The 14,100-nt window shown below is 57.8% G+C and carries 13 protein-coding genes; 10 read left to right on the plus strand and 3 right to left on the minus strand.

Annotation, left to right across the window (positions count from 1 at the left end; translation table 11 throughout):
- Positions 1-706, plus strand: a 706-nt coding sequence (locus tag AC0TN7_RS07545) for a porin (protein ID WP_473701993.1), incomplete at its 5' end; no start/stop codon positions are given.
- Positions 707-755: 49 nt separating this feature from the next.
- On the opposite strand, the gene AC0TN7_RS07550 is transcribed toward AC0TN7_RS07545, so the two are convergent.
- Positions 756-1,700, minus strand: a complete 945-nt coding sequence (locus tag AC0TN7_RS07550; RefSeq protein ID WP_473701994.1) for a LysR substrate-binding domain-containing protein — start codon at positions 1,698-1,700, stop codon at positions 756-758.
- Positions 1,701-1,870: 170 nt separating this feature from the next.
- On the opposite strand from AC0TN7_RS07550, the gene AC0TN7_RS07555 reads away from it, so the two are divergent.
- From AC0TN7_RS07555 to AC0TN7_RS07585, 7 genes are read left to right on the plus strand one after another with little or no spacing between them, the layout of a single operon-like run.
- Positions 1,871-2,821, plus strand: a complete 951-nt coding sequence (locus AC0TN7_RS07555) for a branched-chain amino acid ABC transporter permease (RefSeq protein WP_463726738.1) — start codon at positions 1,871-1,873, stop codon at positions 2,819-2,821.
- A gap of 8 nt (positions 2,822-2,829) precedes the next feature.
- The gene (locus AC0TN7_RS07560; protein ID WP_208762914.1) at positions 2,830-3,936 is read left to right on the plus strand and encodes a branched-chain amino acid ABC transporter permease; all 1,107 of its coding nucleotides are present in this window, start codon (positions 2,830-2,832) and stop codon (positions 3,934-3,936) included.
- Positions 3,933-4,700 (plus strand): ABC transporter ATP-binding protein, encoded by a 768-nt coding sequence (locus tag AC0TN7_RS07565; RefSeq protein ID WP_267216406.1) that lies wholly within the window; start codon positions 3,933-3,935, stop codon positions 4,698-4,700. The genes AC0TN7_RS07560 and AC0TN7_RS07565 overlap by 4 nt, the downstream gene beginning before the upstream one ends.
- Positions 4,693-5,412, plus strand: coding sequence for an ABC transporter ATP-binding protein (locus AC0TN7_RS07570; protein WP_473701995.1), 720 nt, complete (start codon positions 4,693-4,695; stop codon positions 5,410-5,412). Before AC0TN7_RS07565 ends, AC0TN7_RS07570 begins: the two co-directional genes overlap by 8 nt.
- Positions 5,413-5,440: 28 nt before the next feature.
- Complete coding sequence (locus AC0TN7_RS07575; protein WP_370883619.1) at positions 5,441-6,598, plus strand: branched-chain amino acid ABC transporter substrate-binding protein; 1,158 nt, start codon at positions 5,441-5,443, stop codon at positions 6,596-6,598.
- A gap of 17 nt (positions 6,599-6,615) precedes the next feature.
- Positions 6,616-7,098 (plus strand): L-2-amino-thiazoline-4-carboxylic acid hydrolase, encoded by a 483-nt coding sequence (locus tag AC0TN7_RS07580; RefSeq protein WP_090416815.1) that lies wholly within the window; start codon positions 6,616-6,618, stop codon positions 7,096-7,098.
- Positions 7,095-8,321: a Zn-dependent hydrolase gene (locus AC0TN7_RS07585; RefSeq protein WP_473701996.1), complete on the plus strand. Its 1,227-nt coding sequence runs from the start codon at positions 7,095-7,097 to the stop codon at positions 8,319-8,321. Before AC0TN7_RS07580 ends, AC0TN7_RS07585 begins: the two co-directional genes overlap by 4 nt.
- A gap of 39 nt (positions 8,322-8,360) precedes the next feature.
- Here AC0TN7_RS07585 and AC0TN7_RS07590 read toward each other — a convergent pair whose 3' ends face one another.
- Positions 8,361-10,244, minus strand: a complete 1,884-nt coding sequence (locus tag AC0TN7_RS07590) for a potassium transporter Kup (protein WP_473701997.1) — start codon at positions 10,242-10,244, stop codon at positions 8,361-8,363.
- Between the two features lie 77 nt (positions 10,245-10,321).
- Positions 10,322-11,809, minus strand: a complete 1,488-nt coding sequence (locus AC0TN7_RS07595; protein WP_473701998.1) for a SmvA family efflux MFS transporter — start codon at positions 11,807-11,809, stop codon at positions 10,322-10,324.
- A 116-nt stretch (positions 11,810-11,925) separates the two neighbouring features.
- Between AC0TN7_RS07595 and AC0TN7_RS07600 the strand changes: the two genes are divergently transcribed.
- A complete protein-coding gene (locus AC0TN7_RS07600; protein ID WP_267216402.1) occupies positions 11,926-12,501 on the plus strand; it encodes a TetR family transcriptional regulator in 576 nt (191 codons plus the stop codon).
- A 209-nt stretch (positions 12,502-12,710) separates the two neighbouring features.
- Positions 12,711-14,099 (plus strand): NarK family nitrate/nitrite MFS transporter, encoded by a 1,389-nt coding sequence (locus AC0TN7_RS07605; RefSeq protein ID WP_267216401.1) that lies wholly within the window; start codon positions 12,711-12,713, stop codon positions 14,097-14,099.
- The last annotated feature ends 1 nt before the right edge of the window (position 14,100 follow it).

Genomic DNA, 14,100 nt, shown 5'->3' on the forward strand with positions numbered 1-14,100 from the left:
CTACGGCGCTGACAACTTCCTGCAGCAACGTGCTAACGGCGTCGCGACCTACCGTAACCAGGACTTCTTTGGTCTGGTGGACGGCCTGAACTTTGCTCTGCAGTATCAGGGCAAAAACGGCAGCGTAGAGGGTGAAAACACCAGCGGTCGCAGCCTGCTGAACCAGAACGGTGACGGCTATGGCGCATCCCTGACTTACGATCTGGGCGAAGGCTTCAGCGTAGGTGGTGCAATGTCCTCTTCCCGTCGTACCGCTGACCAGAATGCGGCTGGCGTATACGGTGAAGGCGACCGCGCTGAAGTATACAGCGGTGGTGTGAAATACGACGCGAACAACGTTTACCTCGCGGCGCAGTACTCTCAGACCTATAACGCAACCCGCTTCGGTACCTCTAACAACAAGCGTACCGACATCTACGGCTTTGCAAACAAGGCGCAAAACTTCGAAGTTGTGGCTCAGTATCAGTTCGACTTTGGCCTGCGTCCATCCATCGCTTACCTGCAGTCTAAAGGCAAAGACATCGAAAACTTCGGCGACCAGGATCTGGTTAAATACATCGATGTTGGCACGACCTATTATTTTAACAAAAACATGTCCACCTACGTGGATTACAAAATCAACCTGCTCGACGACAACAAGTTCACTCGCCAGGCAGGCATCGGTACAGACAACATCGTGGCGCTGGGTCTGACCTACCAGTTCTAAATATTGTCACTACAAAAGCCAGCTGAACAAGCTGGCTTTTTTTATCTTCCTATCCGGCTGACGACTCTCCGTTCGCCGCCCAACGAAGCCAGGTTTGCAGCAGCTTGCCGTCCTCGGTCATCTCTGAGTCTGTACGCACGCAGAGGTAATAATCGCGCCCGTCATCAATCGGTAAGTCAAATATCTTCACCAGCTCGCCGCTCTCAAGATACGGCGCAATCAGCGGCTCACGCATTAGCGCACAGCCCAGACCAGCCTGTACGCCCGCCAGCGTCAACAGTCCGTCTTCAAACAGCGGGCCGCTGCGCCGGAGCGGACGTTTTACCCCCTGCAACAAAAACCACTGCGTCCAGCTCGTACGCTCTTCATCATGCAACAGCGGCATTTGCAGCAGCTGTTCAGGCGTGTCGATGTGGCCATGAACGCGCAAAAACGCACGGCTGCACACCGGCACCATCTGACCGGAAATCAGCTTTTCGCTTTGATAGCCCGCCCACTGCCCGTTACCAAAACGAATCGACATATCCGACGCGTCGCTCAGGTAGTTACGATGGTTGGCATACACCACGTTGATCTCGGTTTGGGGATTGGCGCGCATAAAAGCAGGTAAACGTGGGATGAACCACCCCATGCCAAAAAGCGGGATCAGGCTGATGGTGACCTGACGCGTTTGCGCCTGCTCCGCCAGGTGCTCCGTTGCCTGGCGCAGCACGTTAAACGCCGCGCGAATCGAGCGGTAATATTCACGTCCGTGCTGGCTCAGCACAAGCCTGCGTCCCTGACGCTCCGTGAGCGGAATTTGCAGATACCCTTCAAGCACCTTGAGCTGATGGCTTACCGCCGACGGTGAGATATCCAGCTCCTGCGCGGCCAGCGTGACGCTGCCCAGCCGGGCGATGGCCTCAAAGGCACGGACAGCCCGAAGCGGCGGATCGTTTGCCAGGCGACTGTCTGCATACGCGGACAAATCTGCCGATTGTTCTGTTTTATTCATATGTTGATTTCTTTAGGCTTTTTAGCCGGGAACTCGATTACATTATCTTTATACAAATCATTAAGATAAAGCAATTCCGGTTTATCATAAGAAATAATATATGTGTATTTTACAATTTAATTCAATTATCGGATGGTAGCCGCAGAAACAGCACTTTGCGGGTACAGACGTTGGATACACTCATACAACAACTGATCAACGGTGTGATGCTGGGAAGCATCTACGCGCTGATCGCGCTGGGCTATACCATGGTGTATGGCATCTTGCGCATTATTAACTTTGCTCACGGCGATATTCTGATGGTCGGTGCGCTCACCACGCTTTCCGCCATTAACGCCCTGAATACCACCTTTCCACACATGCCGCTGCTGCTGCAGCTTGGTGTTGCCCTGGTGATTGCCATGGCCGTTTGCGCCCTGCTGGCAATGGCCGTGGAGCGGTTTGCCTACCGTCGACTGCGCAACGCCCCGCGCCTGGCACCGCTGATCTCGGGTATCGGCGTCTCGGTCCTGCTGCAAACCGTGGCGATGATTATCTGGACGCGTAACCCGCTGATGTTCCCGCAGATCCTGCCCATGGATCCGATCGCCGTGACGTCAGGAAGTGAACAGCATCCCCCTGCCATTGTGACCGTCACCGGCATTGTTACCGTGGCGCTGGCGCTTGCGGTAATGACCGGGCTATGGCTGCTGGTGGAATACACCCGCCTGGGCCGCGGCATGCGCGCCGTGGCGGAAAACCCGCGCGTGGCCACGCTGATGGGGGTTAACCCCAATGCCATTATTACCCTGACGTTCGCCATTGGCGGCGTATTTGCCGCGTTGGCAGGCGTCATGATGGCCAGCAACTACGGCAACGCCAGCTTCTCAATGGGCTTTTTGCCGGGGATCAAAGCCTTTACCGCCGCCGTGCTGGGAGGCATTGGTAACATTCGTGGCGCAATGATTGGCGGGATCCTGCTCGGCATTATCGAAGCGCTGGGCGCAGGTTATCTGGGGGAACTCACCCACGGCGTCTTTGGCAGCAACTATCAGGATGTCTTTGCCTTTATGGTCCTGATTCTGGTGCTGGTCTTCCGTCCGGCAGGCCTGCTGGGCGAGCGCGTGGCGCACAGGGCGTAAGGAATACCATGACAACACTTCAACTTCAGGCCCCGACGACGACGCGCAAATTCTGGTCAGGCATGGTCCTGTTCTGCCTCGCGCTGCTGATTGCACCCGTAATGGCCACGCAGCTTGGCGGCAACTACTGGGTACGTGTGATCGACTTCGCCCTGCTCTACATCATGCTGGCACTCGGGCTCAATATTGTGGTGGGCTATACCGGCCTGCTGGACATGGGCTTTATCGCCTTTTACGCGGTCGGCGCCTACCTTGCGGCACTAATGGCCTCCCCACACCTGCTGGCGGTATTTCCTGTCCTCAGCGTCTGGTTCCCGGACGGGCTGCACACCTCATATCTGCTGATTATTCCGCTGGCAGCGCTCGTCGCGGCGGTCTGCGGCATTTTACTCGGTGCTCCTACGCTGAAGCTGCGCGGGGACTACCTGGCGATAGTAACCCTCGGCTTTGGCGAAATTATCCGCATTCTGATGCGCAACCTCGACCGACCGGTGAACATCACCAACGGTGCGAAGGGTATTACCGGGGTGGATACGCTCAACCTGTTCGGCCTGAAGTTTAGCGGCGTATACCACTGGTTTGGATTCAAAGTGCCCGCGCTTTGGCTGTGGTACTACCTGCTGATGCTGGTGATTGTGGCGATTATTTTTGTCTGCCTGCGCCTGCAGCATTCCCGCATTGGTCGCGCCTGGCACGCCATCCGTGAAGATGAGGATGTGGCGCGCGCGATGGGCATCAACGTGCGTAACTATAAGCTGCTGGCCTTTGCGATGGGTGCCTCTTTTGGCGGCGTGGCGGGTGCCCTGTTCGGCGCGTTTCAGGGCTTTGTCTCCCCGGAATCCTTCACGTTACAGGAATCCATTGCCGTGCTGGCGATGGTGGTGCTGGGCGGTATGGGACACATTCCTGGCGTGATCCTCGGCGCGATACTGCTTACCGCCCTGCCGGAACTGCTGCGCAGCCAGGCAGCGCCGGTTCAGCAGGCGCTGTTCGGTACGGTACTGATTGACCCGGAAGTGCTGCGTCAGCTGTTCTACGGCCTGGCGCTGGTGCTGGTGATGCTGGTGCGTCCTTCAGGCATCTGGCCGGTTCGCCACAAGGAGGTGAAAGCATGAGCCTGTTAACCGTACGCAACATGTCAAAACGCTTCGGCGGGCTGACTGCCGTGGATGACGTTTCGATCGCCGTGAACAAGGGTGAGATCTACGGCCTGATTGGTCCTAACGGGGCGGGAAAAACCACCTGTTTTAACCTGATCACCGGGCTTTATCCGGCGGACAGCGGTGAATTTTCGATTGCCGATAAGCCCTATTTCCCAAAGCACATTGAGAAAGTCACCGCCGCCGGGATTGCCCGCACGTTTCAGAACGTGCGCCTCTTTAACGACATGTCGGTGCTGGAAAACGTGATGGTGGGTCGCCACGTGCGCACCCGTAACGGCCTGTGGGCCGCGCTGAGCCGTCACAAACGCGCCCGTGAAGAAGAGAGGCAGACCCGGGAACTGGCCTGGCACTGGCTGGAGTACACCGGCATTGCCAGGTTCGCCCACTACCGCGCCTGCGATCTGGCCTATGGTCATCAACGCCGTCTGGAGATTGCCCGTGCGCTGGCAACGGATCCGCTGCTGCTGGCGCTGGACGAACCCGCCGCTGGGATGAACGCGGCGGAAAAAGTGGCGCTCGGCGAGCTGCTAATCCGCCTGCGCGATGATGGCAAAACCCTGCTGATGATTGAGCATGACGTCAAGCTGGTGATGGGCATCTGCGATCGCCTGACGGTGCTGGATTACGGCAAAACGCTCGCCAGCGGCACGCCGGAGAACGTACGTCGAGACCCGGCAGTGATCGCCGCCTGGCTTGGAGGCAACGCCCATGTCTGAGTTACTGAAGGTGGAACGTGTGGATGTGCATTACGGCGGTATTCAGGCCGTCCGGGATGTCTCTTTTACCCTGCACGAGGGTGAACAGGCGACGCTGATCGGCGCTAACGGCGCGGGGAAAAGCTCCACCGTGCGCGCCATTACCGGGCTGGAAAGCTTTAGCGGCAGTATTGAATTCCGCGGTAAAGACGTCCGCAGATACAGGCCCGAGGCGCTACTGCGCGACGGACTGGTGATGGTCCCGGAGGGCCGCGGGATCTTCTCCCGCATGACGGTCCTGGAAAACCTGCAGATGGGCGCCTGGCTCAGGCGTGACACTGTCACCGTTAATCGCGAAATGAACGAGATTTTCGAGCGATTCCCTCGCCTGGGCGAACGCCAGCATCAGCTTGCCGGCCTGCTGTCCGGCGGTGAGCAACAGCTGTTGGCCCTTAACCGCGCCCTGCTCAGCCGCCCGCGCCTGCTGATCCTCGACGAGCCGTCGATGGGCCTCGCGCCGAAGATGGTTGAAAACATTTTTGCCGTCATTGCCGGCCTGCGCGAGCGCGGCGTTGCCCTGCTGCTCATCGAACAAAACGCCCGTCTCGCGCTGGAAGTCACCGACAGCGCGTGGGTGATGGACAGCGGCAGCATTGTTCATCATGGCGAATCGAAAGCGCTGCTCAATGACGACCAGATTGCACAGATTTATTTGGGCGAAATGCCCGTTTAACCACACCAGCCAACATCAGGGAAATACAATGAAAACAGTAAAAATCAGTGCGCTCAGCGCCGCTATCCTCCTCGGCAGCTTTGCCTCGACGGCCACGTGGGCCGCTGACAGCGAAACCGTGGTTATCGGTCTCGCGGGCCCGCTCACCGGCCCGTCTGCCCGTATCGGTAAAGATCTGGAGAACGGCGCGCAGCTGGCCATTGACGACATTAACAAGCAGCACCCGACCATCGGCGGCAAAGCGGTGACCTTCAAACTGCAGTCCGAAGACGATCAGTCCGATCCGCGCACCGCCGTGGCCGTCGCGCAGCGTCTGGTGGATAGCGGCGTGGCGGGCGTCGTCGGTCACTGGAACACCGGTACCAGCATTCCTGCCGCACGTGTCTATCACGATGCGGGCATCGCACAGGTCGCACCGGTCGCGACCGGTCACGCCTATACGCAACAAGGTTTTGATACCAGCTTCCGCGTGATGGGACACGACGATGACGGCGGTCAGTTTGCCGGTCAGTACGCGGTGAATACGCTGAAAGCCAAACGCATTGCGGTGATCGACGACCGTACCGCATTTGGTCAGGGGCTTGCAGACCAGTTTATTAAATCGCTTGAAGCCCAGGGCGTGAAAATTGTCGATCGTCAGTACGTGGATGACAAAACGGTCGATTTTAGCGCCGTACTGACCGCCATCCGCAGTAAAAACGCCGATCTGATCTTCTTCGGCGGCGTCGACAGCCAGGCCGCACCGCTGGCGCGTCGCATCAAACAGCTGGGCATGAATGCCACGCTGATGGGCGCAGGCGGATTCGTCAGCCAGACGTTCCTCAAGCTGGCGCAGAAAGAAGGCGAAGGTGTTGTGGCGCTGGAGCCGGGTCTGCCCGTTGACCAGATGCCGGGCGGCAAAGCGTTCGAGCAGGCGTACCAGTCCCGCTACCACACCCATATCGAACTGCACGCCCCGTTCGCCTATGACGCCACGCGCGTGCTGGTTGCGGCGATGGAAAAAGCAGACTCCGTTGAGCCTTCCACGTATCTGCCTGCCCTGCGCGCCATCAGCTATTCCGGCGTCACCGGGCAGATCGCGTTTGATAAAGAGGGCAACCTGAAATCGCCGTCGTTCACGGTCTACAAGGTGGTCGACGGCAAATGGCAGCCGCAGACCGTGCTGGGCGGCGCAAAAGCGAAGTAACGCAGCGAGGCAATGTGATGAGTGATAATAACGAGCTGGGCATTCTCGCCCGCCGCAAAATTGAAGCCGAAATTATTAAGCCAATTTATGAAATCCTGGTGCGCGAGATAGGGAAAGCCCGCGCCCAGGCGGTGATTGGCGAGGCCATTGAGCAGGCCGCGATTGACGCTGGCAAAGCGTTTGCCAGCAAAGAACCCAACGGCGCGAACATCAAGAGCTTTATCGCCCTGCAGTATCTGTGGGAGAAAGATAACGCGCTGGAGGTGAAGGTGATCGACGCCGACGACCAGCAGTACAACTACAACGTGACCCGCTGTCGCTACGCGGAGATGTATCACGAAATGGGGCTGGGCGAGATTGGTCATCTGCTCTCCTGCGCGCGGGATGAAAAATTCATCGTTGGCTATGCGCCGGACGTTGAGCTAACCCGCACCACCACCATTATGCAGGGCGGTGCGTGCTGTGATTTCCGCTACCGCAGCAGCAAGGACAAGACATGATCCGCGTCAACGCCGAACGGCTGTGGTCAACGCTTGAGATGATGGCGCAGATCGGCGGCACGCCCGCCGGTGGCGTGACCCGTCTGGCATTGAGCGAGGAAGATCGTGTTGCGCGTAACCTGCTGCGCGACTGGGCGCTGGACGCCGGTTTTACCTGCGATGTCGACAGCATGGGCAACATGTTTATCCGCCGCGTGGGGAAAAACCCGCAGCTTGCCCCGGTCATGACCGGTTCGCACATGGATACCCAGCCGCTGGGCGGGAACTATGACGGCGTTTACGGCGTGCTGGCCGGGCTGGAGCTGCTGCGTACCCTCAATGACCATCACGTTGAGACGGAGCGTGACATCGTGCTGGTGAACTGGACTAACGAAGAAGGCGCGCGATTTGCGCCAGCCATGCTCGCTTCAGGGGTCTGGACGGGGCAGTTTAGCGAAGCGTACGCCCACGCCCGCGCGGATAGCAACGGTATCACCGTGGGTGAAGCGCTGGATAACATTGGCTACCGGGGTGAAACCCCTGCCCGCGCGTTTCCTGTTCACGCCTGCTACGAACTGCACATCGAACAGGGCCCGATCCTGGAAGATGAGGCCATCGATATCGGCTCAGTCCGAGCGGCAATGGGGCAGCGCTGGTTTACCCTGACGCTGGACGGATTCGCCTCTCACGCGGGCACGACGCCGATGCACAGCCGACGCGACGCGCTGACCGCCTTTGCAGAGCTGGCGCTGAAGATGGAAGAGATTGGCTATCGGCATGCGCCGGACGGACGCGCGACGATCGGTATGGCGAAGGTTACGCCAAACTCGCGCAACGTCGTGCCGTCTCGTGTTGAATGCAGCGTGGAGTTTCGCCATCCGGCGCAGCAGGCTCTGGAAGCCATGGAAGCGGCGCTGCATAAGGTGGCTGAAAGCCTGAGCCTGCGCGGCGTGTCGGCTCTCGTTGAGCGCATTTTTGACTACGCGCCCATCGCGTTTAATGCTGAATGCCTCGCTCGTACGGAGAAGGCCGTGGCGGAACTGGGCTATTCGTCGAAACCGATGGTCTCCGGTGCGGGACACGACGCCTGCTATGTGAGCAAAATTGCGCCCGCCAGCATGATCTTTATCCCCTGCGTGAAGGGCGTCAGCCATAACGAAGCGGAAAGGATCCTGCCAGAGTGGTCCGAGAAAGGGGCGAACGTGCTGTTGCACAGCGTCCTGTCCGCGGCCCAGGAGAGCTAGAACGGCGCGAAAGCAGAGGTCCTCTGCTTTCGCGCGACGCTAGACGGCAACGCGCCGGCTGATTTCAACCACCCGATCGCTGGGAAGGTGGTAGTGGTTAATGACGTGCGTGCAGTTGCGCTTCATGAAGGCAAAAATGTGTCGTTGCCAGGCCGCCATACCGGCCCCGCCTTCGCCTGCCACAATGGTTTCATGCCCGACATACCAGGTGGCGTCGTCCGTGGCAAAAAGCGCGTTAATCTCGCTGACCCCCTGTAACAACCGCGGAATGTCCGGGTGTTCCATAAAGCCATACTGCGCCACGCCGTGCCAGTAACCCGGCGCGCGCTGTTCCACCCTTATACGCTGCTCTTCCCCGACGTAGGGCACATTGAGTATATCAATGGTCAGCGACAACACGTCCTGCTGTAGCGCCCGGTTTCGCGCGACATGCCAGCGCATGACCGGTGGGATATTGTTCTGTGTACGGGTCAAAAACACGGCTGAGCCTACCACTCTGGGCACCGTCTTTTGCTGAAGCTGGGCAAAGAACGCATCCACGCTGACGCCCTTCTCGCCCACCGATGCGGAGACCGCCTTAACGCCGCGGTGCCAGATTAGCATCACCGTACAAATGGCTGCGGCCATCAGCAGCGGGATATAGCCACCCTCCAGGACTTTAATCAGATTGGCAAACAAGAAGGTGGCATCAATCACCAGGAAACAGAGGGCAATAAGCGCGCTGCTGACCCGGCTCCAGCGCCACACTTCCCGCATGGCAACAAACAGCAGTCCTGTCGTCATCAGCATGGTTAACGACACGGCGATGCCGTACGCCGCGGCAAGCTTATCGGAGGATTTAAAGAACACCACCAGCCCGATGGTCACCACCATCAGCAGCCAGTTTATTATCCCGATATAAATCTGACCGTAGCTTTCTGCCGCCGTCTGTTTAATGCGTAACCGGGGTAACCAGCCAAGCTGAATGGCCTGGCGCGTCATGGAAAACGCGCCGGTAATAATCGCCTGACTGGCGATGATTGTCGCCAGCGCGGCAAGTATGATGAGAGGCACCTGCAGCGTCGGCGGACACAGGGTATAGAAAAGGTTTTGCTTGCTGTCGGCACCGGACAGAATCAGCGCTGACTGGCCAGCATAGTTGAGCAGCAGCGAAGGAAAGACGATACCGTACCAGGCAAGCCAGATCGGCTTTTTACCAAAATGCCCCATGTCTGCATACAGGGCCTCGGCCCCCGTCACGCAGAGAAAAACGCCGCCCAGGACCAGGAAACTGGTGTACCCGTTCGAAAATAAAAATGCGATGCCGTAAGCAGGATTAAGGGCCAACAGTACCGAGGGGTGCTGAACGATCCCCCGCACGCCCAGCGCAGCAATCGCCAAAAACCACAGCGCCATGACCGGGCCAAATATTTTTCCTATGCGGGCTGTACCAAAAGGCTGGATAAGAAACAGCGCCAGCAACACTGCCACCGTCAGGGGTAATATGTACGGCTGGGACTCAGGGATCACCATCTCCAGCCCTTCAAGGGCAGAAAGCACGGAGATGGCCGGGGTGATCGCGCCATCACCGTAAATCAGCGCTGCACCAATCAGGGCGGCAAAAATAACCCACCGCCCGCCTTTGCCTTTCTCCACCAGAAGCGACATTAAGGCCATGATGCCCCCCTCGCCATGATTATCAATTCGCATGGCGAAGGCGGCATATTTTATGGATGTCACCAGGATGAGTGTCCAGGTGATCAGGGAGAGCAGGCCCAGTATGACGCCGGGCGTAGGGTCATGCTCAGAGAGCGAAAGCACCGTGCGGAAGGTATAAAGCGGGCTGGTGCCGATATCACCAAAAACGACGCCCAGCGCCCCCCCTGCAAGCAGGGTTAACCGGGAGAGCGGCTGGGACGGTTCACTGCTGTGGCGAAGGCTCATATTTTCCAGCAAGAGTCAGATAATCCTGTAAAAAACATAGCCCATCTGCCCCGCCCGCGCCAACCGCGCGCCCTGTATTACTGCGGCTTGACCTTCGCCAGGCTGAACCAGATCCCCACTGCCAACAGCAGCAGCATTCCGCCCGCGCTGCCCAGCGCCACGCTGTGCGAGGTGATAAACGCGCTTTTCGCCGCCTCAATCACCGACTCCGCCAGCGTCGGGGTCAGATCCTGCGCCACCTTCATCGCCTCACCAATGGATGACGAGGCTTTATCGACGAGCGAGGCATTCAGCCCTTGCGGCAGGTCAATCGACGCCGAGAAGCTGCGGGTCAACAGCAGACCAAAAATGGCGATCCCCAGCCCGGCGCCCAGTTCATAGGACATGGTTTCAATTGCTCCCGCGGCGGCGGCTTTCTCCTTCGGCGCGGCCGCCATAATTGCCGAGGTCGAGGCCAGCAGCGCGCTGGCGGCACTGAAGCCGAGCAGCACCATCAGCCCCCACGCCTGCCACTGCTGTGTGCTGAAGTCTAGCATCGACAGCCCGATAAAGCTGACGGCGCTGAGCCCCATGCCGCCGGCCGCGACGATGCGTAGCCCTAATCGCCCAACCAGCACGCCTGCGATCGGCCCGCTGAACCCGCTGGCGACCATCACCGGCAGCATGAACATGCCCGCTTCAAACGGCGTAAAGCCATGAACAAACTGCAGCTCCTGGGCCATCAGCAGCTCAAACCCGACCAGGGCAATCATGGCGGTCATCGCCATCACCACGCCGCTCAGAATAATGCGATGGCAGAACAGACGCATATCGATCATCGGTACGCGGGCGCGGAGCTGAATACGCACGAAGATAAACAGCAGTACCGAGCCGGTAATCAGCGCGGACGCGACTATCCACGGTGACAGCGCGCCTTTCAGGGCGGTTTTCGCACTGAAGACCAGCAGTAAAATCGCCACAATCAGCATAATGGCATGGCTAATATTCAGCGGCTGCTCCGGGCGGCCGTGCTGAGGAGGCACAAAACGCGCGGCCAGCGAAACCACCACCAGCACAATCGGCACGTTAATTAAAAACACCGATCCCCAGTAAAAATGCTCAAGCAGCATACCGCCAATCAACGGGCCAAACGCCGCCCCACCGGAACCGACCGCCGCCCAGACGCCGAGCGCAATATTACGATCCCGCGCGTCGATAAACAGCGTACGGATCCCAGCCAGCGTAGCCGGAATAATCATCGCCGCACCAATTGCCAGCGAGGCGCGCGTCGCAATCAGCCACCCTGCTGACGGGGCAAACGCTGCCGCCAGCGACGACAGGCCAAACAGCGTGCTGCCAATCATGAGCAATCGTTTAAAACCAATGCGGTCACCCAGGGCGCCCATCGGCAGCACCATTCCCGCCATTACCAGCGAGTAAATATCGATGATCCACAGCAATTCATTGCCGCTGGCACCCAGCGTCATGCTCAATGTCGGCGCCGCCACGTGCAGCACCGTCGCGTCGATCGCCACCGGGATATACACCAGCACGATAATCACTAACGCTAACCACTGACGAAACATAAATTTCCTTTTCTTTTAAAACATGGACACATGTCCAGGATGCGATCCTACGTAAAGTTGAACGCATGTCCAGCTTTTTGTTACACTCGTTTCGTTCCCATTGAGAGTGAGTAAACATGCGATATCTGAGCAAGGATGAACGGCGGGAAGCCATCTTACAGGCCGCCATGCGTGTGGCGCTGGCAGAAGGACTGGCGGCAATGACGGTGCGCCGCGTTGCGGCTGAAGCCGGAGTCGCCACCGGACAGGTTCACCATCATTTTACCTCCGGCGGAGAGCTAAAATCGCTGGCCTTCGTACGGTTGATTCGCGAGCTGCTGGATGCAGATGTCGCGGGTAAACAGGCCGGTTGGCGGGAGCAGCTTCATGCCATGCTCGGCAGCGATGACGGGAGGTTTGAGCCCTATATTCGCCTGTGGCGTGAAGCCCAGATCCTTGCCAGCCGTGATGCTGACATCAAGGGTGCCTATGTGATGACCATGGAGATGTGGCATCAGGAGACCGTGGCGATTATCCGTGCCGGGGCGGAGGCTAACGCCTTTACGCTTACCGATCGCGCCGAAAGTATCGCCTGGCGGTTGATCGGGCTGGTTTGCGGGCTTGATGGGATCACCACGTTAAATATGCCCGAAATGGACGATGTGGCGTTTAATAAGCATCTCGATAAACTGATTTCCCTCGAATTATGTTAATACTCCTGAAGGCGTATTCATAACCTTCGGGCTTACAATTAGTAACATATTAAGCGAACCCTTATTTCCTTTCTAAACTCAGGGGTTCGTTTTTTTATCTATCCTTTCAGATGTATCCAAAAACATCCAATAAACCCAGCCACACCTTCTAGATCATCTTTTTGTTTTCACTGCTTTTTTCTCTTCATTAAGGTAAGCAAGAGGGCGATATGTCGCAACAAAGTGAAAAGAACAATCAGCATCTGTTGAGCAACTGGAAACCGGAAAACACGCAATTTTGGGAGAATAAAGGGAAACATATCGCACGAAGAAACCTATGGATTTCTGTGGCTTGCCTGCTATTAGCGTTTTGCGTGTGGATGTTATTTAGCGCTATTGCCGTGAACCTGAATAAAGTCGGATTTAATTTCACCACCGATCAACTTTTTATGCTAACGGCATTACCTTCTCTCTCCGGCGCGATATTGCGCATTCCCTATTCGTTTATGGTACCAATATTTGGCGGACGATACTGGACGGTATTGAGTACCGTCATCCTGATTATTCCCTGCGTCTGGCTGGGAATTGCCATTCAGACCACCGCGACGCCTTACTGGATCTTTATCGTGATTGCCCTGCTCTGCGGCTTTGCAGGCGCCAACTTTGCCTCCAGCATGGGCAACATCAGCTTCTTCTTCCCCAAGGCAAAACAGGGTAGCGCGCTCGGTATTAACGGCGGGCTCGGCAACCTGGGCGTCAGCGTGATGCAGCTGGTCGCGCCGCTGGTGATCTTCCTGCCGATGTTTACCTTCCTGGGCGTGGAGGGCGTACCGCAAGATGACGGTTCCACCCTGTGGCTGGCAAATGCTGCCTGGATATGGGCTCCGCTTCTGTTGCTGGCCACCCTTGCGGCCTTCTTTGGGATGAACGATATCGCCAGCTCCAAGGCCTCTATCGCCAGCCAGCTCCCGGTGCTGAAGCGCTTTCACCTCTGGCTGCTGAGCCTGCTCTATCTGGCGACCTTCGGCTCGTTTATCGGTTTCTCGGCAGGCTTTGCCATGCTGTCAAAAACACAGTTTCCGGACGTCAACATCCTGCACCTCGCCTTCTTTGGCCCTCTAATCGGTGCGCTGGCGCGTTCAGCGGGCGGAATGATCTCTGACAAACTGGGCGGCGTACGGGTCACGCTGATTAACTTCGTCTTTATGGCCCTCTTTAGTGCCCTGATCTTCCTGACGCTGCCCGGCTCTGGCTCCGGCAGCTTTGTCGCGTTCTATCTGGTCTTTATGGGATTGTTCCTCACCGCCGGGCTCGGCAGCGGTTCCACCTTCCAGATGATCGCGATTATTTTCCGCCAAATCACGCTCGACCGCGTCAAAAAGCAGGGCGGCACGGACGAGCAGGCGCAACACGAAGCGGTGACGGAGACCGCCGCCGCGCTGGGCTTTATCTCCGCTATCGGCGCCGTTGGCGGGTTCTTCATTCCTAAAGCCTTTGGCACCTCGCTGGCGATGACCGGATCGCCGGTCGGCGCCATGAAGGTGTTCCTCGTGTTTTACATTGTCTGCGTGCTTGTTACCTGGCTGGTGTATGGCCGCAAATCCGCAAAAAAAGAATAAC

The sequence above is a fragment of the Enterobacter sp. PL_is511 genome (assembly GCF_055816065.1).

Excerpts from the sequence above, each read along its gene's own strand:
- AC0TN7_RS07550 (WP_473701994.1), bottom strand. The coding sequence starts at position 1,700 with ATGAATAAAACAGAACAATCGGCAGATTTGTCCGCGTATGCAGACAGT.
- AC0TN7_RS07560 (WP_208762914.1), top strand. The coding sequence starts at position 2,830 with ATGACAACACTTCAACTTCAGGCCCCGACGACGACGCGCAAATTCTGG.
- AC0TN7_RS07565 (WP_267216406.1), top strand. The coding sequence starts at position 3,933 with ATGAGCCTGTTAACCGTACGCAACATGTCAAAACGCTTCGGCGGGCTG.
- AC0TN7_RS07570 (WP_473701995.1), top strand. The coding sequence starts at position 4,693 with ATGTCTGAGTTACTGAAGGTGGAACGTGTGGATGTGCATTACGGCGGT.
- AC0TN7_RS07575 (WP_370883619.1), top strand. The coding sequence starts at position 5,441 with ATGAAAACAGTAAAAATCAGTGCGCTCAGCGCCGCTATCCTCCTCGGC.
- AC0TN7_RS07580 (WP_090416815.1), top strand. The coding sequence starts at position 6,616 with ATGAGTGATAATAACGAGCTGGGCATTCTCGCCCGCCGCAAAATTGAA.
- AC0TN7_RS07585 (WP_473701996.1), top strand. The coding sequence starts at position 7,095 with ATGATCCGCGTCAACGCCGAACGGCTGTGGTCAACGCTTGAGATGATG.
- AC0TN7_RS07590 (WP_473701997.1), bottom strand. The coding sequence starts at position 10,244 with ATGAGCCTTCGCCACAGCAGTGAACCGTCCCAGCCGCTCTCCCGGTTA.
- AC0TN7_RS07595 (WP_473701998.1), bottom strand. The coding sequence starts at position 11,809 with ATGTTTCGTCAGTGGTTAGCGTTAGTGATTATCGTGCTGGTGTATATC.
- AC0TN7_RS07600 (WP_267216402.1), top strand. The coding sequence starts at position 11,926 with ATGCGATATCTGAGCAAGGATGAACGGCGGGAAGCCATCTTACAGGCC.
- AC0TN7_RS07605 (WP_267216401.1), top strand. The coding sequence starts at position 12,711 with ATGTCGCAACAAAGTGAAAAGAACAATCAGCATCTGTTGAGCAACTGG.